Source organism: Saccharothrix ecbatanensis, assembly GCF_014205015.1.
In the GTDB taxonomy this organism is placed as follows: Bacteria; Actinomycetota; Actinomycetes; order Mycobacteriales; family Pseudonocardiaceae; genus Actinosynnema; species Actinosynnema ecbatanense.
This window is the reverse complement of the sequence record NZ_JACHMO010000001.1, coordinates 5,579,788-5,600,861: the sequence shown is the minus strand read 5'-3', so window position 1 is coordinate 5,600,861 and position 21,074 is coordinate 5,579,788. Positions and strand designations below refer to the sequence as shown.

Here is a 21,074-nt window from a genome sequence, read left to right as displayed (position 1 = left end):
GATCCGGCGGATACCGGACCCGTCCGCCGCCGCTTCGGCCATGCTGGCGCGGTCGACGGACGCGGGGGAGCGAGTGGCACCGGAGGACGAGGCGATGTTGATCGCCGGGCCGCGGCGGGTCGCGGAGGTGGCGGTGGCGGCGCTGGCGGGGGTCGGGGCGTTGGTGTTCGACGGGAACGGGATGGTGCGTGCCGTCCGCACGGGCGGGGCCGTGACGCAGGCGCAGGCGCGCGTGTTGGCGCTGGCGGCGCGACCAGGGTCGTTGGGGGCGCTGGTGGACGGGGTCGCGGCGCAGGTGCGGGTGGAGCCGTTCATCGAGCGGGGCCTGCTGGTCCCGCCGCGACGGTGGCGGGCGCTGACGCTGGTGGCGTGGCTGGGGAACCTGGCTGCGATCGGCGTGCTGGCGGCCCCCGCGTTCGGCGTGATGCCGACGGTGGTGCTGCCGTTGCTGATCGGGAGCCTGTTCGTCGGTGGTGTCGCGGGCCATCTGCGCGGGCCGATGGTGGGGCCGGGGTGCGGGCTGGCGGCTTCCCTGCGCCGGACGCCGCTGACCTCCGTGCCGCCGCTCAACCGGGTGGCGCGGGCGGGCTTGCAGGGAGGCACGTCGCTGACCCCGGAACGCAGGCCGATGGGCGGGCTGCTCGGCGTGCCGGGTGCGGCGCCGCCGCAACGGGGCAGGGTGGGCGGCTGGTTCAAGGGTTGGGTGTCCGGACGCCCGTCGTGACTCCCGGACGGTCCGGGGAATGCTCGCGGCGCCACGCTGATTGATCCGAACACGTCCCGGTCGCAGTGCCCGGAACGTATTGCCACGCGTGGCGAACGGGTGCGGTTCCACTTCCGGGACACGCGCCGGATTCCGGCTTCGACGGCGGGGACCTGTGGGCCTGGCGTCAGCCTTGGTCGACGAGGGTGGCGGGGATGTCGGTGGCGTCGTAGAGGTACCAGCGGTCGAAGCGCGCCTTGCGGTCCTCGAAGACTCGGCGGTTGACGCTGGTGTAGTCCGGGTCCACGGAGCTCTGGATGTAGGACGCCCGGACGTGGCGGCCCTCGCAGCGGTCACCGTTGCGGTACTTCTCGTAGCCTTCGCGGTGGCGTTGGTCGACGCGTCGGAGGCTGACGTCGATCGGGACGTCCAGGAACAGCGCGGTGAACCGGTCGTAGCCCTTGTCACGCAACCGGTCGAGCCGCCGGTCGACCGAGCCGTGGGAACTCATGGTGGTGTCCCAGACGACGTTCTTGCGGCTCTGGGCGGCCATGCCGGCGACCAGCCCGGCGATCACCGAAGCCTCCTCCTGGACCAGTTCCGAGCCCTCCAGCGGCGCGATCCCGTCAATCTGGGGGACCAGGCCGTGCTCGCACAGCTTCTCCTTCGCGTCGTCGGCGTTGAGCACCAGGTAGCGAGACGGGTCCACGTCGGGGTTCTGGTTCAGCGCCGTCGTCTTGCCCGCGCCCGGCAGACCGCCGGTGAACAGCGCCTCGCCCTCGTCGGGCACCCACGCGCCCCGCGCGTACAACTCCGCGGCGATCCTGCGCTGCCACGCCGCGCGTTCGGGAAGCCAGCGGACGCCGTCACCGTCGACGGTGTGCGTGACCGCGGTGGCCCTGCCCTGTTCGAGTGCCTCGGCGACCTTGGCGTCGACCTCCCGGACGTGGGCGGCCCACTGCTCGTCGGTCAGCGGTTCCAGAGCATCGAGTCCACCGGCCGAGGCGGCGACCGGCGTGACGACCGACGAGGCCGCCACCAACGCCGCGAGCAGGAGCCGCGACCACCACCGTCGCTCGGGCTTCTCCGACGTTCCGGCTGCTTCCGCTTGGCGCATTCTGCCCCTCCGCGCGTCACAGGACACCGCCACCGGCGTCCTTTGGACGCAGAGTGGTCGCACTACAGGGATCCGGCCGGCCGGTCTGCCCGGCACCACCTGGACAGGTGGTGCCGGGCAGAGGTGTCGGGTGAACGCCGGCACACACGGTCATCGCCGGCACGCGGATCAGGTCTTCCGGACCGGTCCACCGCACAGCCGACCGTCGGGGCGCCTCTGGGTGACAGGGCAAGGGCCGGACCGGTTGGCGCCGGCGAGCTGCGGCTGTGAGGCGTACAGGTGGCCGAATCGCCGCGAACGGGTTTCCCGAGATACCGAGCACCTGTTCCGCTGATCGGGGGCCGAGCTCGTTCTGTCTGGTCGGCTCGTCGGGTGCGGGGCCGGGTGCGGGTTGTCGCAGGCGAACTCGCGGCGTGACGTATCCCATCGGAGACGTCAGTGGAGGGCCGGATAGCGGATATGGCGGCGATGCTGGTGCGGGCGAGGCGCGCTGCGGGCTCAGTCAAGAGGAACTGGCACGTCGAGCAGTTGCCCATGAACCGCTGTGCCCGGCGCGGCCCGACCGCGCCGTCAGCCCAGCATCTCCGCGAGCTTCCTCCGGTCGACCTTGCCCATCGCGGACACCGGCAGCTCGTCCACCGCGACCAGGCGCGCGGGGATCATGTACTCCGGCAGCGACCTCGCCAGCTCGGCCCGCACGTCGTCCGGCGCCGTGCCGCCACGCGGCACGTAGAAGGCCGCGATCTCCGGCCCGTGCGCGCCCGACGCGGCCACCACCGCCGACTCCTCGACCATCGCCTCGCACCGGTTGAGCGCCGCCTGCACCTCGCCCAGCTCGATCCGGTAGCCCCGCACCTTCACCTGATCGTCCACCCGGCCGAGGAACCGCATCGTCCCGTCGGGCAGCCAGCAGGCGCGGTCGCCGGTGCGGTACATCCGATCCTCGCCGGGGCGGACCACGTCGGGCAGGAACTTCCGCGCCGTCAGCTCCGGGTCGCCCTCGTACCGCGCGGCCACGCACTCGCCCGCGATGTACAGGTCGCCCGCCACGCCGACGGGGCACGTGCGCATCTGCTCGTCCAGCACGTAGTACCGGGCGTTCTGCATCGGCCGGCCGTACGGGACGCTGGGCCAGTCGGGGTCCACGGTCGTGACCGGGAAGTGGTTGGACCACACCGTGCACTCGGTCGCACCGCCCAGCGCCACCACCAGCGCCGAGGGGAACTGCGCGCGCAGCCGGTCCGGCATCGTCAGCGGCACCCAGTCGCCGCTCAGGAAGACCAGCCGCACCGGACGGGACGCCGCGCCCTTTCGCAGCTCGAGGAACGACAGGACCACCGACATCGCCGCGGGCGCGGAGTCCCAGAACGTGATGGGCTCGACCTCCAGGATGTCGGCCAGGTGGTCGGGGTCGGCGATCAGGCGGTCCTCCACGAGCCGGATCGACCCGCCCGCGGCCAGGATGCCGAACACGTCGTACACCGAGAGGTCGAACGAGAACGACGTGACCATGAGCAGTTGGTCGGCCGACGTCACCTCGTACGTGCGGTTCACCCAGTCGATCAGGTTCACCACGCTGCGGTGGCGCACGGCGACCGCCTTGGGCAGCCCCGTCGAACCGGACGTGAAGATCGCGTAGGCCAGTGCGCCGGAGTCGATGCCCGCGGCCACCGGGTCGGCGGGCAGGCGGTCGACGTGCCAGGCCGTGGTCACCGGCGCGATCGGACCCGGACCGCCCACCCGGAGCAGCACGTCGTAGCGGTGGGCCAGCTCGCCGCGGAACCCGCCGTCGCGCCGCCGGACGTCGACGGAGGCGAAGCGGTCACCGCGGTCGGCAAGCCAGGCGAAGAACGACGGGGGCACGCGCAGGCCGCGGTGCTCCTCGTGATCGGGGTCGATGAGGTCGGCGAGCACGACGGTCCCGCCCTCGCCGAGCACGTCCGCCACCGCGTCCAGCACGTCGACCAGGTAGTCCAGCCCCGGGAAGAACTGCACGGTGCTGGCGAGGACCGCCACGTCGTACCGCCCGCGGGTGTGGCGCGCGACGTCATGCGCGAAGCCGACGGCCAGGTGCGCGCCGGGGTGCCGCGCGCCGGCCTTGCCGATCGCCACGGGGGACGGGTCGACGCCGGTGTAGTGCGCGACGAGCGGCGCCAGCTCCCGCAGGATGAGACCGGTGCCGCACCCGATCTCCAGCACGCCGCCGGACGGCCCGAGGGCGTCGGTGACGAGACCGGCCACGTGTCTTGCGTACGCCCGGACGTCGTCCTCGGTGTAGCTCTCGGCGGAGTCGCCGCGGTTGAAGCCCGCGGCCACCAGCTCGTCGTCGCTGCCCGCGACCACGTCCCACATCTCGCCGAGCACGTCGGTGTCGAGGCGGTCGGCCCACGGCCGCTCGGCCGGCTCGTCGAAGCACACCACGTGCCGCAGGCCGGGCACGGACCACCGGATGCGCTCGGCCACCGGGTAGTGCGCCCGGTCCACCAGCAGGTACCGCACGTTCAGCGACGACAGCAGCGTGACCAGGCGTTCGGCGGGCCACCTCGGGTCGAGCGGGACGTACGCCGCCCCCGCCTTCACCACGGCGAGCAGCGCGGTGACGGTCGCCGGCCGGTGGTCGCCCAGCACGGCGACGTAGGCCTGCTCCGGGACGCCGGAGGCCTTCAGGTGCCGGGCGAGCCGGTTCGACGCGGCGTCGAGCTCGCGGTGCGACACCGTCGCGTCGGCGGTCACCAGCGCGGGCCGGTCGCCGTGCCGCTCGGCGGCCTCGGCGACCAGCTGGTGCACCAGGGCGTCCGAGCGGAACTCGCGGGCGGTGTCGTTCCAGCTCTCGTCGGGGAGGACGGCGGTCTGCGGTGAAGCGGTCACGTCAGGCTCTCCGGAGCGGTCGGGGCGCGGTCGTCGGCGGGTCGGGCGGTGACGGGCACGAGGTGGTCGCCCCGCGTGCGGTGCGGCTCGCCCCGCGTGCGGTGCGGCTCGCCGGCGGTGTCGGTGTGGTCGCCGGTGTGGCTGTGGTGGCCGGTGTGGCTGTGGTGGCCGGTGTGGGTTTGGTCAGCGGTGTGGCCGTGGTCGGCGTTGTGGTCGCGGAGGAGGTCCGCGAACCGCCGGGTGATCTCGGCGACGGCGGCGGCGCGGTCGGCGCCCATCGAGGTCGCCCGCGCGTCGAGCAGCGAGGCGGTCGGGTTGGCGCCGCCGGGCGCCCCGTCCACGGGAACCAGCACCACCTCGTGCCCGTCGGCCCGCAGCGACGCGGCCATCTCCCGGGCGATGACGGCCCCGGTCGACGTGCCGGCCAGGTGGTACGGGCCGCGTCGCTGGATCGCCCGGACCCGTGCGACGTACTCGGCCGCCGCCTCGCGCAGCGACGACGCGACCGGGCCGTCGCCGTTCAGGCCGCGCGCCTGCAACGCGTAGACCGGCCGGCCGGGTTCGAGGTGGTCGAGCGACGCGGCGAAGTGCCGGCCGAGCCCGTCCGCACCGTGGACGGCGAACAGCGGCGGCAGCTTCCCGTGCAGCCGCAAGGCCAGCACCGGCTCGTAGGCGCCGCCGTCCGACGCGCCGGCGAGCCGGACCAGACCGGCCACGGTGGACTCGCGCAGCACGTCGCTCAGGACCACCGCGCCGCCGAGCGCGGACCGGATGCGCGCGGCCAGCTTGGCCATCAGCAACGAGTGCGCGCCCAGGCGCAGGAGGTTGTCGTCCGGCGACACGGACGGCAGCCCGAGCGCGTCGGCGAAGAACTCGCACAGGACGTGCTCGCGGACGCCGTCCGGGGCGCGGCCCGCCGACGTGGTGGCGCGGGGCTTGGGCAGGGCGCGCCGGTCGAGCTTGCCGCTGGGCGTCAGCGGCAGCCGGTCGAGCAGCGTGACGGACGCGGGGACCATGTGCTCCGGCAGCCGGTCGCGCAGGTGGTCGAGGAGGTCTTCGACCAGCGCTTCGGGCACTGCCCACGTCCGCTCCCGCGCGGTCGGGGCCGAGGTGGGGGCGTCCGGTCGGCGCGCGAACACGTTGACCAGACCGGTGCCGCGCAGCGGGTCGGACAGGTCGACGGCGACGGTGAAGCCGTGCCGCCGCAACAGGTCCAGCACCGCGTCGAGCCGACCGTTCTCGTCGTGCACCTCGGCGACGACCTGTGCCACGCGCGGCCAGTGCTCGTCGCGGACGCCGCGCAGCACCTCCAGCTCGCTCCGCTCGGCGTCGACCTTCAGCAGGTCCACGCGCTCCACGCCGTGCTCGTCGATGACGTCCGAGACCGTGCGCAGCTCGCAGGTCACGCGCGTGGCGCGCAGCCGGTCGGTCAGCAGGTCGGCCAGGTCGGGCGCGGCGATCGTGCCAACCTCGGAGCCAACCTCGGAGCCAACCTGAGGGCCCGCCCCGGCGCCTCCTTCGGCGCCGAACCCGTTGCGCAGGTACGTCTCCACGACCGCGCGGTCGGCCGCCTCCTCGGCGAACCGGCCGGACATGATCGACAGCTCGGGGTAGTAGGTGAACGCGTCCGTGCCGGCCCGGTCGGCGATGCCGCAGTTGAACAACCGGGCGTCGACGTCGTGCAGCGCGCAGTTCGCGGACAGGGTGGCGAACAGCTCGGGGATCGGCTCGAAGCAGTAGACCGTCCCTTGTGGACACTCCTGGGACAGTTGGAGCGCGAAGTACCCGATGTGCGCGCCGATGTCGAACACCACCGCGTCGGGCGGGAGGGTGATGCCGCCGCGCAGGTACTCGCGCCTGGTGAAGATCTCCTCGTGCAGGAACTCGGCCTCGGACCTGCTGCGGCCGAACATCACCACGTCACGGCCGACGCGTTGCAGCGGCAGGTCCGGCGTGGAACCCTCCGCGGCCCACGTGACGAGGTTGCGCACGGCGCCGGCCCGCGACCCGTCCGGCACGGCGTACGCGACGGGAACCGCCGAGCCCGACCGGTCCCGGTGCACCGAGACCGCCGCCCGGGCGACCGCGGGGTGGGCCGTGAGCGTGGACTCGACCTCGCCGAGCTCCACCCGCATGCCCCGGATCTTGACCTGGTCGTCGGCCCGGCCCACGTACTCCACCGCCCCGTCCGGCCGCCTGCGCCCGAGGTCTCCGGTCCGGTAGAGCCGTGCGCCCGGCGGGCCGAACGGGTCGGCCACGAACCGCTCCGCGGTCAGGCCGGGGCGGTTGAGGTAGCCGAGGGCCAGCTGGGCGCCGCCGAGGTACAGCTCGCCCTCGGTCGCCTCGCGCATCCGGTCGTCGAGCACGTGCACCCGCGTGTTCCACACCGGCCGCCCGATGGGGACGACCGGCTCGGCGTCGTCGGGGGAGCAGGAGTGGTAGGTGACGTCCACAGCGGCCTCGGTGGGGCCGTACAGGTTCTCCAGCCGGGCGGAGGAGGTCCGGAAGAACCGGTCGCGCAGCTCGGCCGACAACGCCTCGCCGCTGCACACGACCAGCTCCAGGCTGGGGCAGTCGGCGGAGGACGGCTCGTCCAGGAACACGTCCAGCATCGACGGCACGAAGTGCGCCACGGTGATCCGCTCGGCGCGGATCAGGTCGGCGAGGTACCGGGGGTCGCGGTGACCGCCCGGCCGGGCCACGCACAGCGTCGCGCCGACCGCCAACGGCCAGAAGAACTCCCACACCGAGACGTCGAACGTGCACGGCGTCTTCTGCACCACCCGGTCGCCCGCGGTGATCGGGTACTGGTGCTGCATCCAAACGAGCCGGTTCACGATCGCGCCGTGCTGGACCACCACGCCCTTCGGCCGCCCGGTCGACCCGGACGTGTAGATCACGTACGCGGGGGTGGCCGTGGTGACGCCCGACCGCTCGGGGCTCGTGGCGGGCAGCCGGTCCAGGTCCGCGGCGGTGCCCGGCGAGTCGACCGCGACGACGTTCGCGTCCGGCGGGAAACGCCCGGCTGCCTGCGCGACCGTCGTCAGCACGGCCACCGGGGCGGCGTCGACGAGCTGCTGCCGGACCCGCTCGACGGGGTCCGCGCCGTCCATCGGAAGGTAGGCGGCGCCGGCCTTGTGGACCGCGTGCAGCGCGACGACGAGCGCCACCGAGCGGGGCAGGTCGACCGCGACGATCCGGCCGGGTCCGGCGCCGCGCGCGACCAGCAGGCGGGCCAGGCGGTTGGCGCGCTCGTCCAGCTCCAGGTAGGTGACGACCTCGCCGTCGAAGCGCACCGCCTCCGCGTCGGGCGTGCGGGCGGCCTGCGCCTCGAAGAGGTCCGGCAGCGTCACGGCGGGCACGTCGTGCGCGGTGTCGTTCCAGCCCGGCGTGTGGTCGGTCATCACGGCGTCCCCGGCCTAGCCCGCGACCGGACCGCGGAACGTCGGCCGCACCATGGCCTGGTCGTAGCCGCCGGACCGCTGCTCGGCGGGCCGGGGCCGGTCCAGCCGCACGAGCACGCGCTTGAGCCAGCGGTCCGTGCCGTCGAACCGGGCCCGGTAGGCGGCCCGCCCGTGCACCGCGATGTCGTTGTCCACCAGGAGGATGTCGCCCGCCTGGATCGGCACCTCCTCGCTGGACGCGTCGATCGCCTCGCCGAGCCGGTCGTAGGCCGCGCGCAGCTCGGCGTCGTCGGTGAGGAACCGGGTGTACGACGGGTCGTAGCGCAGGCAGAGGCCGTCGTCGGCACGCCACACCGTCGCCATGGCGTTCTCGGACAGGTCGCCGCCCGACCAGTCGCCGGGGTAGGAGTCGTCCGGCACGATCACCAGGTCCGGCCGGCTCAGCACCACAAGGTCGCGCTCGTCGAGCACGACCCGGCGGATGCTCGACAGGAGGCTGCCGACGCGGTCGTGGTTGCGGAAGCACGCCAGCATCAGCAGGTCGGGGCGGTCCGGGTGGAACGCGTCCTCGGTGTGCCAGGCCAGCGCGGTGGTGCTGCTCGCGCCCACCTGCATGTCCTCGTACCCCGCGCTCGGCACGATGTCGTGCACGATGCGCCCGGCCTGCTGCCCGGCCCAGCCGAACACCTGACCGAGGGACGAGCCGACGAGGACGAGCGCGATGTCCACCGCGCGGGTGGCCTCGTCGCCGCCTTCCTTCCAGTGCAACGGGGTGGGCCCGGGGTCGCCGAACTCCGCGAGCAGACCGCTCGCCACCGACCAGCCGGTGGTCCGGTCCGGCAGCGCCACCACGTCCGCCAGCGCGGCGGACAGCTCGGCCGGCACCCGTTCCAGGTGGTCGGTGAGCACCGTGTCGGAGGTCGCGCCGGCCCGCGCCAGCCCACTCGCGATCTCGTGCAGCAACCGGGCGGCGTCGTGCGTCGCGCCGTCGCCGCCGGAGTTCGTCTCCACCACGAGGTCTCCTCTTCGCGCTTCTCCGCGCTCCAGGCGAGCTGAATTCGTCGACCGTGCGGGAATCCGCTGATCGGCGCATTCCTATCAGGTGGGGATGACCGCCGGCTATTTCGAAGATTTAATCAGCGACCCACCCTGTTAATGCCTGATTAACACCGCACGGTTGACCTGAGGGTGTTCAGCGGTGCTTCACGGTGGAACTGCGCTGTGAAGCAAATGAGGGCTTCTCCGCACCGCCGGGAGGTGTCCAAGATGGCATCGGACAGCCGTTCCGGTAGGTGAGATTGGGCCGAGTGCGATGAGCGAATACGTGGTCTTGATCAACGAAGAAGAGCAGTACTCCATTTGGCGAGCCGACCGGCAGCTGCCCGACGGCTGGACTTCCGCGGATTTCACGGGAAGTCGCCAGGAGTGCTTGGACCACGTCGACCGGGTGTGGTCGGACATGCGACCGCGCAGCATCCGGGAAACCGCCGAATAGGGCCGTGACAATGGCGATCCTGCACGAACTCGTCTACCGGCAGGCGGCGCGCACGCCGAACGCGGTCGCGGTGACCACCGCGGGCGCCGACGTGACCTACCGCGAGCTGTGCCGCCGGGCCGACCACGTCGCCGCGCGGCTGCGCCGGCTGGGCGCGGGCCCGGAGTCGCTAGTCGGCGTGCCGACCGACCGCTCGACGCACACCCTCGCCGCGACGCTCGGCGTGCTGAGGTCCGGCGCGGGGTACGTGCCCTTCGCGGCCGACCTCCCCGCGCAGCGGCGTGCCCACATCGTGGCCGACGCCGGCATCGAGCTGTTCGCCGGTTCCGCCGACGCGCTGGCGGGCGTCCCGGAGGGCCGGGCGGTCGTCTCCGCCGGCGAGGAGACCGACGAGGACGTGTCGGCGCCGGTGGGGCCGGACAACGTCGCCTACGTCATCTACACCTCGGGTTCGACCGGCGTGCCCAAGGGCGTGGTCACCCCGCACCGGCAGGTCGTGAACTCCACGCTGGCCAGGTATTCGGTGTTCCCCCGGCCGTGCGCCTCGTACGTGATGCTCGCGCCGTTCACGTTCGACGCCGCCGTGGCCGGCATCTACTTCACGCTCGGCACCGGCGGCAGGCTCGTCGTGCCGACGGCGGACGAGGTGCTGGACCCCGCGCTGCTGGCCGAGCTGATCGTCCGCGAGCGGGCCACCCACGTGGACGGCGTGCCGTCGCAGTACGCGGCCCTGCTGGCCTACCACCCCGACGCCGTGCGCGACGTCGGCTGCACCGTCCTCGCCGGCGAGCAGCTGCCCGCCGAACTGGCCCGCAGGCACTTCGCGGCGGCGCCGGACAACGCGCTGTTCAACGAGTACGGCCCCACCGAGGGCACGGTGTGGAGCACGGTGCACCGCTGCCGTCCGGCGGACCTCGACGACCCCGCGCCGCTGGTGCCGATCGGCAGGCCGATCGAGAACGTCCGCGTGCGCCTGCTCGACGACAACCTCGACGAGGTGGAACCCGGCGAGGTCGGCGAGATCCACATCGCCGGCGCGGGCCTGGCCCGCGGCTACCTCAACCAGCCGGGGCTGACCGCGGACCGGTTCCGGCCTGATCCCACGGGCGCGCCCGGCGACCGCATGTACCGCACCGGCGACCTCGGCGTGGTCGACGAGCGCGGCGACCTCGTCTTCCGCGGCCGGGCCGACGCCCAGGTGAAGGTGCGCGGCTTCCGGGTGGAGCTGGGCGAGGTGGAAGCCGGCCTGCTGGCGCACCCCTCGGTGGCCGCCGCCGCGGTCGTCGCCCACGAGACCGCGACCGGGACCCGGCTCGCCGCGTTCGTCGAGGTCGCCGGAACACCGCCGACCGCGGCGCAGCTCAACGCCGTGCTCGCCGAGCGCGTGCCCGACTACATGATCCCGGCCCGCTGGGCGCAGGTGGACCAGATCCCCCTCACCGGCCACGGCAAGGTCGACCGGCGAGCGCTCGCGGCGTCGGTGCACTCCCTCGGCCGGCCGCTGCCCGCCGGGCCGGCCCTCCCCTCCCGCCCTGACGACGTGAAAGGCCATGACCGTGTCGAGCTTGCCTGACCTGCCGGTTCCGAACACCCCGGCGCTGCCCGCGGACGACGTGGCCGACAGCCTGACCCGGCACGAGTGGGCGGGCCTGATGAACACCCACAACCTCGCCGACGGCCACGCGCGCCAGGCGCAGACCCCGCGGATGCGCGAGGTCGTCGCCCGGCTGCCCGAGCTGTACACCACGGCGGACGAGGTGCCGCAGCTGACGTTGCAGCGCGAGTTCGAGGAGGCGTTCTACGGCCTCGCCGGGCAGCACAGCGTGGTGACCCGCGAGCGCCGGCCGCTGCACCACTACTCGTCGTCGCTGTCGATCGAGGTGGTGGCGAACTACCTGCGGGAGAAGGGGTCGCGGGTCTCGCTGCTGCACCCGACGTTCGACAACATCCCCGCGATCCTGCGCCGACACCAGGTGCCGCTCACCCCGATCACCGAGCGGATCTTCACCGAGCCGGACGACCCGGCGTTCTACCGGGACACCGACGCGATCTTCCTGGTGACGCCGAACAACCCCACCGGCGCCGACCCCGCGCCGGACGTGATGCGGACGATCGCCCGGCGCTGCGTCGAGCACGACGTGCTGCTGATCGTGGACTACAGCTTCAGGTTCTTCAGCGCGCACCTGGCCGACTGGGACCAGTACGCCTACTTCGAGTCGATCGGACTGCGCCACATCGGCATCGAGGACACCGGCAAGACCTGGCCCACGCTGGACCTGAAGATCGGCTCGCTGATCGCCGACGCGCGGGTGTACCCGAGGCTCCAGGAGATCACCGACGACCTGCTGCTCAACGTGTCGCCGTTCATCTTCGCGCTCATCCGCGACTACGTGGACGCCGACCGCGAGCTCAGCTCCCGCCAGGTCGGCGCGGTCAACCGCGGCGTGCTGGAACGCGCGCTGGAGGGCGGCCCGGTGACGCCGGTGCCCGCGGCCGGTCCGATGAGCGTCGCGTGGCTGCGGCTGCCCGAGGGCTGGCGGGCGGACGACCTGTGCGACTGGCTGACCGAGCAGGAGGTCTCGGTGCTGCCGGGGTGGCCGTTCTTCTGGGCGGACCACTCGGCGGGCGAGGGGTTCGTCCGGGTGGCGCTCATGCGGTCGGAGGGCGACTTCGCCGACAGCGCCCGCGCGCTCGCCGAGGCGTTGGAGCGCTACGCGTCCCGTGGCCAGGGCGCGCCCGACACGGGGGTGGACACCGACGCGCTCGTCCTGCGGCTCGCCGCGGAACTGCTGGAGCGGCCCGACGCGACCCTGGCGGACGACTTCTTCGCGCTCGGCGGCGACTCGATGTCGGCCATGCACCTCGTGGGCCGCATCGCCAAGGAGACCGGGCTGCCGCTGCGGGTCAAGGCCATGTTCGACGGCCCGGTGCTCGGCGACCTCGCGGCGCGCGTGCGGGAACTGCGCGAGCGGTCCGCCGCCGCCGGCACGCAGGCTCCCGCCGACCCGCTGGACCGGCTGCGGATGTCGTTCGCCGCCCGGCAACCGGGGGCGTGAGCGGTGCGGTTCACCCCGGACGAGGTCACCCGCGGGCTGCTCGACGAGGTCGACCGGGTCTTCGCGGACGCGGGCCCCGGCGCGTCGCGGCGTGAGCTGTTCGCCCTGCTGGGCGATCGGCGGCTGGTGGCCGTGCACTACCCGGAGGAGTACGGCGGCCGGGGCCTGCGGTTGACCGACCACGCCGCGGTCGCCGAGCGGATGGGCCTGGCCGGGCTGCCGGACGAGGTCCACCTCGTGACGGTGCAGGGCGTGGGCTGCTCGCTGCTCACCGCGGGCACCGAGGAGCAGCGCCGCCGGTGGCTGCCGCGCGTCGCCGCCGGCCGGGCGTTCGCGAGCCTGCTGCTGTCCGAGCCCAACGCGGGCAGCGACCTGACCGCCATCGAGACCACCGCCGTCCCGGACGGCGACGGCTACGTCGTCACGGGCCGGAAGGCGTGGAACCTCTACGCCGACTGGTCGGACTTCGGGCTGGTCTCGGTCCGCACCCGAGCCGGGCGGGACCGCTACGACGGCATCAGCTTCCTGCTGGTCCCGTTCGACGCGCCGGGCGTCGCGCTCCGGCCGGTGCGGCGGGAAGCCGGTGAGCCGTACTACACCGTCGTGCTGGACGGGGTCCGCGTCGGCCGGGACGCGCTGATCGGCCCGGAGCACCAGGGCTGGCCGCTGCTGATCCGGGCGATCGGGTTCGAGCGCGCGGGTTTCGACTACCTCAGCCGTGCCCAGCGGTGGCTGCGCACGGCCGGGGAGCTGGTCGACGCCGCTCCGCCGGCCGAGCGGGCACGCCTTCGGGTGGACCTCCTGCGCCACGAGCGGGCGGTGGCGAACGCGCGCGCCTTGGCGTTCCGCGCGGTCAACACCGCCGACGGGTTCGACATGGACGAGGTGGCCTCCGCCTACTCGAAGCTCGCCTGCGGCGAGGCGGCGCAGGGCGTGGCCCGGTGGGCCGCCACCGAGCTGACCGGCGGGGCCGACGGCGACCGGCTGCGGGTCGTGCGGCACGCCCTCGCCGAGGCGCCCGAGCTGTCGATCTCCGGCGGCGCCGTCGAACTGCAGCTGGACCTGATCGCCGTCGACCAGTGCACCGGGAGCGCCTGATGGACATCACCCTCGGGCCGGCACAGCGGGAGCTGCGCGGGCTCGTCCGCGACCAGCTCGCCGACGTCGTGCCGGACGACCCGCACGCGGTGTGGAAGAAGCTCGCCGCCACGGGGCTGGTCGAGCTGGCGCTGCCCGCGGACCAGGGCGGCCTCGGGCTCGGGCACGCCGACCTGTGCCTGGTGCACGAGGAACTGGGCGCGCGGTTGTGCGACGGCCGGTTCGTCCGGGGCGCGCACGTCGTGCTCGACCTGTGGGCGCCGGACTCGGCTGCCGTGGCGGAGCTGCGCCGGCGGACGCCCGCCGTGGACGCGGGCCGGGTCGTGCCGCTCGGCCCGGCGCCGCACGACGGGCCGCGACCGGAGGTCGTGGTGGACGTGGCGGACGGGAACCGGCGGTGGGAACCGGCAACCGGAGAGTCCGAAGTGGACACTTCACCCGTGTCGGCCGACGTGGTCGACGCGGCACTTCACCGGGACCGGGTTCGCGGCGCGGCGTACCACGTCGGCGTGGCGCGGCGGGCGGTGGAGCTGGCGGCGGACCGCGTGGCGACCCGTCTGCTGGGCGGCCGGCCACTCGTCGAGCGGCAGGCCTCGGCACACCGCCTGGCCCGTGCGGCGATCGCCGTCGAGCTGGCCAGGGTGGAGGTGTGGGAGGCGGCCTGCGCCCTCGACGCGGGCGTGGACCGCCACCTATCGCGCACCGCGCTGGCGACCGCGGTGGAAGCCGCCATCACGGCCGCGCACGCCGTAGTGCAGCTGCACGGGGCCGCGGGAACGTCCGACCCCGCGGTCGGCGCGGTCTACCGGGCCGCCTACGGCGCGGTCGACGTGTGGGGACCGCCGTCGGTCCTGTGGCGGGCTGCGGCGGACGAACGACACGGCGTGGAAGGGGTGGCCGCATGAGCGGGCAGGACTGGCGGAACGTCACCGTCGGCGGTGAGCGGACAAGGGTGCGCGTGCTCGCCGACCTCGACCGCGACGCGCCCTACCTCTGGCCGTCGGTGGGCGAGTACCCCGTCTACGACGACTACCTCTACCACGTGATGCTGGAGGACGAGCCGCGCAACAAGCTCTTCCGCGACGCCATCGCGCAGGAGGCCCCTGGGGCGACCGTGGTCGAACTGGGGTGCGGCCCGGACCTGCTGTGGACGCTGTGCGCAGCCGAGGCGGGCGCGGCACGCGTGTTCGCCGCCGACGTCAACGAGGACAGCGCCGCACGGGCCGCCGACCTCGCGAGCACCACCGCCCACGACATCCGGGTGTTCGGCGGCGAGGCGACGACGTTGTCCCTGCCCGAGCCCGCCGACCTGTGCATCGCCGAGCTGGTCGGCAACATCGGCGGCGCGGAGGGCATCGACGCGGTGCTCGCCGACGCGCGCCGCCGGCACCTGAAGCCCGGTGCGGCGACCGTGCCGGCCGCGGTGGGCACGCGGGCGGCGGCGGTGTGCCTGGACGACCTGCTGGGCGGCCGGTACGGCGTCCGGCCCGAGTACGTCGACTACGTGGAACGGCTGCTGGACGCCGCGGGCGGGTTCTTCGACCTGAGGTTCTGCGTCGGCAACGTGGACCGCTCCGCGCTGCGCACCACCGACGCCCTGGTCGAGGACCTGCGCCTGGACGAGGGCGTGGCCGACTTCCCGTCCGTCCGGCTCGACGCGCTCGGACCGGGCCGCGTGGACGGCCTGCTGCTGTGGCTGAACATGCGCTGCGCGCCGGGGCAGCCCGTGCTGGACAGCCTCGACACCGTCACGAACTGGCTGCCCGTCTACGTGCCGTTCGCCGAGGCGTTCGACCTCGCGGACGGGGACGTGATCGACCTGGAGTGCCGGGCCGAGACCGTCGCGGACGACATCCACCCCGACTACGCGTTCACCGGCGCCCTGGTCCGCGCCGACGGCGGCCGTACGCCGCTGGCCGCCGACTCCCGGTACGCGGGCGGGCCGTTCCGCGCCTCGCGCCTGCACCGCGCCCTGTTCGAGTCCGAGCCGACGGCCGCGCGACGCGGCAGCAGGGGACGTTGACGTGACGACGAAGGAAGAAACCGAACCGGTGCTCGACGTCGTCGGGTGCGGGTTCGGCCCCTCGAACCTGGCGCTGGCGATCGCGCTGGAGGACGCGGGCCTGTCCCGGGTGGCGTTCTTCGAGCGGCAGCCGGAGTTCGGGTGGCACCGGGACATGCTGCTCGACGGCGCCACGATGCAGGTCTCGTTCCTGAAGGACCTCGTGACCATGCGGAACCCGGCGAGCACCTACAGCTTCGTCGCGTACCTGCACGAGGTAGGCCGGCTGACGGACTTCATCAACAGCAAGATGCTGCACCCGTACCGCACGGAGTTCCACGCGTACCTGGAGTGGGCGGCGGCCAAGGTGCGCGTCCCCGTGCATTACGGGGCCACCGTGGAGGGGTTGCGCGTGGTCGCGGTGGGCGAGGCGGACGAGTACGTCGAGGTCGCCGTGCGCACCGACGGGGGTGTGCGGATCCACCGCGCCCGCAACGTCGTGATCGGCGCGGGCCTGGCCCCGCACCTGCCGCCCGGTGTCGTGCCCTCCGACCGCGTGCTGCACAGCGACGGGCTGCTCGGCGCCGTCGAGGGCCTGCGCGCACGACGCCCCCGCCGGCTCGCCGTGATCGGAGCGGGTCAGAGCGCCGCCGAGGTCGTCGACTTCCTGCACCGCGAGTTCACCGACGCCGAGGTGTGCGCGGTGTTCTCCCGGTACGGCTACAGCTCCGCCGACGACAACCCGTTCGCCAACCGGATCTTCGACCCGGAGGCGGTGGACACGTTCCACGCCGCGCCGCCCGGGGTGAAGGACTTGTTGCTGCGCTACCACGCCAACACCAACTACTCGGTGGTCGACGCGGAGCTGAGCACCGAGCTGTTCCGCAGGCACTACCAGGAGAAGGTGCGCGGGCGGGAGCGGCTGCGGGTCGTCAACGCGGCACGTCTGCGTGACGTCGAGGAGCACGCGCAGGGCGTGCGGCTGTCGGTCGAGCACCTGCCCACGGGCGCCGTGGACGTGCTCGACGCCGACGCCGCGGTCTTCGCCACCGGCTACCGGCCGGTCGACCCGCTGGCGCTGCTCGGCGACCTCGGCGGCGACTGCAAGCGCGACGCGGACGGCAGGCTGCTGCTGGAGCGGGACTACCGCGTGCTGACCTCGGGCGCCACCCGGTGCGGGATCTACGTCCACGGCGGCGGTTCCGAGCACACGCACGGCATCTCGGCCGGCTTGCTGTCCACCACCGCCGTCCGCGCCGGCGAGATCACCCATTCCGTCCTCGACCGGCTCGCCTGACACAGGAGGTGTGCGATGTACGTGCCCAAGCAGTACCAGAGCCGGGAACACGCGTGGACGCGGTTCGTCATGCGCAACCACCCGCTGGCCACGCTGGTGACGCCGGGACCGAGGGTTCCGCAGGCCACCCACGTGCCGGTGATCTTCGCGCCGGGCTCGCCGCAGAGCGGTGACGTGGTCGGCACGACGTTGCTCGGCCACCTGAACCGGGCCAACCCGCACTGGCGCTGGCTGGAGGACGACATGACGGCGAAGCTCGTCTTCGCCGGCCCGCACGGGTACGTCACCCCGGTCGACTACCACACCGAACCCGCCGCGCCGACGTGGAACTTCGTCACCGTGCACGTCGTCGGCACGCTGCGGCGTATCGAAGACCTCGACGGGACGCTGGAAGTCGTGCGCGGCACCGTGCTGGCGTACGAGAACGACTTCGGCGTCGGGTGGAACCCCGAGTCCTCTTTGGACTACTTCCGCTCGATCGGCCGCGCCGTCGGCGCGTTCCAGCTGCGGGTCGAGCACGTCGACGCGATGTTCAAGCTCAGCCAGGGCCAGACCCCAGAGCAGCAGGACCGGATCATCGCCCGGTTCGAGGCCGCCGACTCGGGGGTACGCCGCGACGTAGGGAGGATCATGCGCGAGTTCGGTCTTGGCACCGCCGCGTCGGTGGATGTGGAACGGCCCTCGGTGTGGGGAGGCGCGGCCGACCCGCCCTGCCTCCTGGAGTCCCTCGTGGACACCGCGAAGCAGCGCCCGGACGAGGTCGCCGTCGTGGACGACGAGCGGGAGCTGACCTACGCGGAACTGCTCGGCTGGGCGGGCGATATCGCCGGCCTGCTGCGCGACCGCGGCGTGGCGGCGGGCGACCGGGTCGCCGTCGCCGGTCCGCGCAGCGCCGAGGTGGTCGCCGCGATGCTCGGCGTGCTGAGCGTCGGCGCGACGTACGTGCCGCTGGACTCCGAGTACCCGGCGCGGCGGTTGGCGCACATGCTGTCCGACAGCGCGCCCAAGGTGCTGCTGCACGTCGGGGCGGCGCCGGAGGTCACGACCGGCGCGGCCGTCGTCGCCATCCCCGAGCCGCGCCCCGGCCACGCGCCGGACCCCTCGGCGTGGCCCGTCGTCGCGTGCTCGGCGGACCTGCCCGTCTACGTCATCTACACGTCCGGCTCCACGGGCCGGCCCAAGGGCGTCGCCCTGCCGCACAGCTGCGTCGACAACATGGTCGAGTGGCAGCGCGGCCACTCGCGTCGCCCGGACCCGCGCACCGCCCAGTTCGCGCCGCTCAACTTCGACGTGTGCTTCCAGGAGATCCTGGGCACGCTGGCGGGCGGTGGGACGCTCGTGATCGTGCCCGAGCGGCTGCGCTCCGACCCGTTCGAGTTGCTGGACTGGCTGGCGGACAACCGGATCGAGCGGCTGTTCCTGCCGTACCTGGGTCTGCACATGCTGTCGGTCGCCGCCGCGTCGGAGAAGTCGTTGGCGCACCTGGCGCTCCGCGAGGTCAACACGGCCGGGGAGCAGATCGTCTGCTCGCCGCCGATCCGGGAGTTCTTCACCCGGCTCGCCGACTGCCGCCTCGACAACCACTACGGGCAGAGCGAGTCGGCGATGGTCACCGCGCACACGCTGACCGGACCACCGTCGCAGTGGCCGTCGCAGCCGCCGATCGGCGGCCCGCTGCCCGGCTGCGAGCTGCTGATCGACCCGGTCGAGCCGGACGACAACACGATCGGCGAGCTGCTGGTGGCGGGCGCGCCGCTGGCCCTGGGCTACCTGAACCAGCCGGAGCTGAACGCTCGGCGGTACATCACCATCCCGCCCACGCCGCAGGGGCACACCCGGGCCTTCCGCACCGGTGACCTGGTGCGGCTCGACGGGGACGTCGTGCAGTACCTGAGCAGGCTCGACCACGACGTGAAGATCCGCGGCACGCGGGTGAACCTGCTGGAAGTCGACGCGTGCCTGCTCGAACAGCCGGGCGTCGCCGAGGCGATCTGCGTCGTCGTGGAGCTGTCCGAGGGCACCCGCAGCCTGCACGCGGCCGTGACCGCCGAGCCGGGCCTGCCGCCGCTGGACGTCGCCGCGCTGCTCGACGCGTTGCGCGAGGTGCTGCCGGCGGTGTCCGTGCCGGTGTCGCTGCACGTCCTGCCGGAGCTGCCGCTCACGTCGAGCGGGAAGATCGACCGCGAGGCCGTGGTCCGGCAGGTCGCCGAGCGCATCGACCAGCGGTCGAACGCGGTGGGCCGGCATGGCTGAGCGCGGGGTGGACCACGCGATCGTGGTGAAGGGCGTCCGGGTGGACGCCACGAAGGTGACCGCGGAGCTGCTGGCCGACCCGCTGGTGCGCGAGGCGGCGGTGACGGCGGTCGACGGGCGCCTGGTGGCGTACGCGGCGCCCGAGCGGTCCGCCGACGTCTCCGAGGCGCGGGCCGCCGCCGTCGACTCGTGGCGGGCGGTGTTCGACGAGACCTACGGGTCCATCGGCGACGACCTGACGCCGGCGGCTGCGACCACCGGCTGGAACGACAGCTTCACCGGCAAGCCGATCGCGCCGGCGCAGATGGCGGAGTGGGTCGACACGACGGTCGCCCGCATCGCCGCGCTCGCGCCGAAGCGGGTGCTGGAGATCGGCGCGGGAACCGGTCTGCTGGTCCGGCCGCTCGTGTCGTCGGGGACCATCGACACCTACGTGGCGACGGACTTCTCCGCGTCCGCCATCACGGTGCTCGACCAGCTCGCCGACGAGCTGCGGCACGCCGGCGCGACCACGAAGCTGGTGGTGGCGGAAGCGGACGCGGTGGACGCGACCCGCGTCGCCGACGGCGAGTACGACGTCGTGGTGCTCAACTCCGTCGTCCAGTACTTCCCTTCGCTGCACTACCTGACGGAGGCGTTGGACGCCGCGCTCGCCGTGGTGCGGCCCGGCGGCCACGTCGTGCTGGGCGACCTGCGCAACGAGGCCGTGGCCGACGCGTTCTTCGCCCTGAAGCACGAGCTGCGCAGCGAGGCGGACGACGTGCGGGAGGCGATCCGGCACGACCGCAACCACGACGGCGAGCTGAGCGTCGACCCGGCGTGGCTGGCCGCGGCGCCCGCCCGCGCGCCGCGGGTGACGCGCGTCGAGATAGCGCCGCGGCGCGGCGAGTCGACCACCGAGATGCCGCTGTTCCGCTACGACGCCGTGCTGCACGTCGACTGCGCCGACACCCCGGAGCGGGTCGTGCCCGAACCGGGCGCGGACCTCCAGCTCTCGGCGCTGGAACGCCGCCTGCTCGCCGGCTCCGAGCCGTTCGGCTACCGGGCCGTGCGCAACGGTCGGCTGGACGAGGCGCTGGCCGCCCGCGACCGGCACGGGTTCACGCCCGCCGGCCGTGCCGCCGGGACCGGCCCCGGTGTCGACCCGGAGGTGCTGTGGCGGCTGGCCGAGCGCCACGGTTGGCTGGCGCGGGTGAGCTGGGCGGACGGCGACCCGGACGGCGCGTTCGACGTGACGCTGCTGCCGCCCGCGCTCGCCGCCGCCACGCACTTCCGGTTCGCGGACCCGGTGTCGGCCGAACCGGTGGTCGCGGAGGTCTACCCGCCCGGTGTGGCGGCCGTGTTCACCGACCGCGTGCGCGGCGGCCTGGCGCAACGGCTGCCCGCCGTGCTGGTGCCGGTCGACGTGGTGTGGGTGACGGACCTGCCGCGCAGCGGCGGTGTGGTCGACGTGACCGCGCTGCCGCGACCCAGGGCCGACGCGACCGCCGTGCGCGCGGAGTCGGAGAACGCCGAGGCGTCGGCGCTCGACGTGATCCGCGAGGTGTTCGCCAAGCGCCTGGGCAAGCCGTGCGGGCCGGACGACAACTTCTTCGCGCTCGGCGGCGAGTCGTTCACCGCGGCCATGTGCGTGCGCGACCTGCGCCAACGAGGGGTGACCCTGTCGATCAGGGACCTCTTCGAGCACCGGACGCCGCGCGTGCTCGCCGAGCACCTGTCCTGACCCCGGGCGCCTGCCTCACCCCGAACACCCCGAACACCCCGCCCGACCGTGTCCGACC

Annotated in this window: 13 protein-coding genes and 1 pseudogene; 10 read left to right on the top strand and 4 right to left on the bottom strand. The window is 73.6% G+C overall.

What is annotated here, in order from left to right:
• Window positions 1–73: 73 nt before the first annotated feature.
• Window positions 74–724 carry a hypothetical protein gene (locus tag F4560_RS23500; RefSeq protein ID WP_184923237.1) on the top strand — a complete coding sequence of 217 codons (651 nt, stop codon included), beginning with the start codon at window positions 74–76 and terminating at the stop codon, window positions 722–724.
• Between the two features lie 166 nt (window positions 725–890).
• Here F4560_RS23500 and F4560_RS23495 read toward each other — a convergent pair whose 3' ends face one another.
• The 4 genes and pseudogenes from F4560_RS23495 to F4560_RS44910 all read right to left on the bottom strand — a co-directional run bounded on the left by F4560_RS23495 (window position 891) and on the right by F4560_RS44910 (window position 9,106).
• Window positions 891–1,820, bottom strand: a complete 930-nt coding sequence (locus F4560_RS23495) for a zeta toxin family protein (RefSeq protein ID WP_184923235.1) — start codon at window positions 1,818–1,820, stop codon at window positions 891–893.
• A gap of 570 nt (window positions 1,821–2,390) precedes the next feature.
• Window positions 2,391–4,688, bottom strand: coding sequence for an AMP-binding protein (locus F4560_RS23490; RefSeq protein ID WP_184923233.1), 2,298 nt, complete (start codon window positions 4,686–4,688; stop codon window positions 2,391–2,393).
• Window positions 4,685–8,071: pseudogene (locus F4560_RS44915) on the bottom strand (amino acid adenylation domain-containing protein); the annotation flags it as partial. The pseudogene F4560_RS44915 and the gene F4560_RS23490, both read right to left, overlap by 4 nt.
• A 36-nt stretch (window positions 8,072–8,107) precedes the next feature.
• Window positions 8,108–9,106, bottom strand: coding sequence for a TauD/TfdA family dioxygenase (locus tag F4560_RS44910; RefSeq protein WP_184923229.1), 999 nt, complete (start codon window positions 9,104–9,106; stop codon window positions 8,108–8,110).
• Window positions 9,107–9,404: 298 nt separating this feature from the next.
• Here F4560_RS44910 and F4560_RS23475 point away from each other — a divergent pair, with 298 nt between their 5' ends.
• Genes F4560_RS23475 through F4560_RS23435 form a run of 9 tightly spaced genes read left to right on the top strand, consistent with a single transcriptional unit; the run spans window position 9,405 to window position 21,016 of the window.
• Window positions 9,405–9,587: an MbtH family protein gene (locus F4560_RS23475; protein ID WP_184923227.1), complete on the top strand. Its 183-nt coding sequence runs from the start codon at window positions 9,405–9,407 to the stop codon at window positions 9,585–9,587.
• A gap of 10 nt (window positions 9,588–9,597) precedes the next feature.
• Window positions 9,598–11,160 carry an amino acid adenylation domain-containing protein gene (locus F4560_RS23470; RefSeq protein WP_184923225.1) on the top strand — a complete coding sequence of 521 codons (1,563 nt, stop codon included), beginning with the start codon at window positions 9,598–9,600 and terminating at the stop codon, window positions 11,158–11,160.
• Window positions 11,138–12,643, top strand: a complete 1,506-nt coding sequence (locus F4560_RS23465) for a pyridoxal phosphate-dependent aminotransferase (protein WP_184923222.1) — start codon at window positions 11,138–11,140, stop codon at window positions 12,641–12,643. The genes F4560_RS23470 and F4560_RS23465 overlap by 23 nt, the downstream gene beginning before the upstream one ends.
• A gap of 3 nt (window positions 12,644–12,646) precedes the next feature.
• Entirely contained in the window at window positions 12,647–13,741 is a 1,095-nt protein-coding gene (locus F4560_RS23460) for an acyl-CoA dehydrogenase family protein (protein WP_184923220.1), read from the top strand.
• Window positions 13,741–14,646, top strand: coding sequence for an acyl-CoA dehydrogenase family protein (locus F4560_RS23455; protein WP_184923218.1), 906 nt, complete (start codon window positions 13,741–13,743; stop codon window positions 14,644–14,646). The genes F4560_RS23460 and F4560_RS23455 overlap by 1 nt, the downstream gene beginning before the upstream one ends.
• On the top strand, window positions 14,643–15,764 hold the full coding sequence (locus F4560_RS23450) for an SAM-dependent methyltransferase (RefSeq protein WP_184923216.1): 1,122 nt from the start codon (window positions 14,643–14,645) through the stop codon (window positions 15,762–15,764). The genes F4560_RS23455 and F4560_RS23450 overlap by 4 nt, the downstream gene beginning before the upstream one ends.
• A gap of 1 nt (window position 15,765) precedes the next feature.
• Complete coding sequence (locus F4560_RS23445) at window positions 15,766–17,040, top strand: lysine N(6)-hydroxylase/L-ornithine N(5)-oxygenase family protein (protein ID WP_184923214.1); 1,275 nt, start codon at window positions 15,766–15,768, stop codon at window positions 17,038–17,040.
• Window positions 17,041–17,055: 15 nt separating this feature from the next.
• A complete protein-coding gene (locus tag F4560_RS23440; protein WP_184923212.1) occupies window positions 17,056–19,293 on the top strand; it encodes an AMP-binding protein in 2,238 nt (745 codons plus the stop codon).
• On the top strand, window positions 19,286–21,016 hold the full coding sequence (locus F4560_RS23435) for a class I SAM-dependent methyltransferase (RefSeq protein WP_184923210.1): 1,731 nt from the start codon (window positions 19,286–19,288) through the stop codon (window positions 21,014–21,016). The genes F4560_RS23440 and F4560_RS23435 overlap by 8 nt, the downstream gene beginning before the upstream one ends.
• Window positions 21,017–21,074 lie beyond the last annotated feature (58 nt).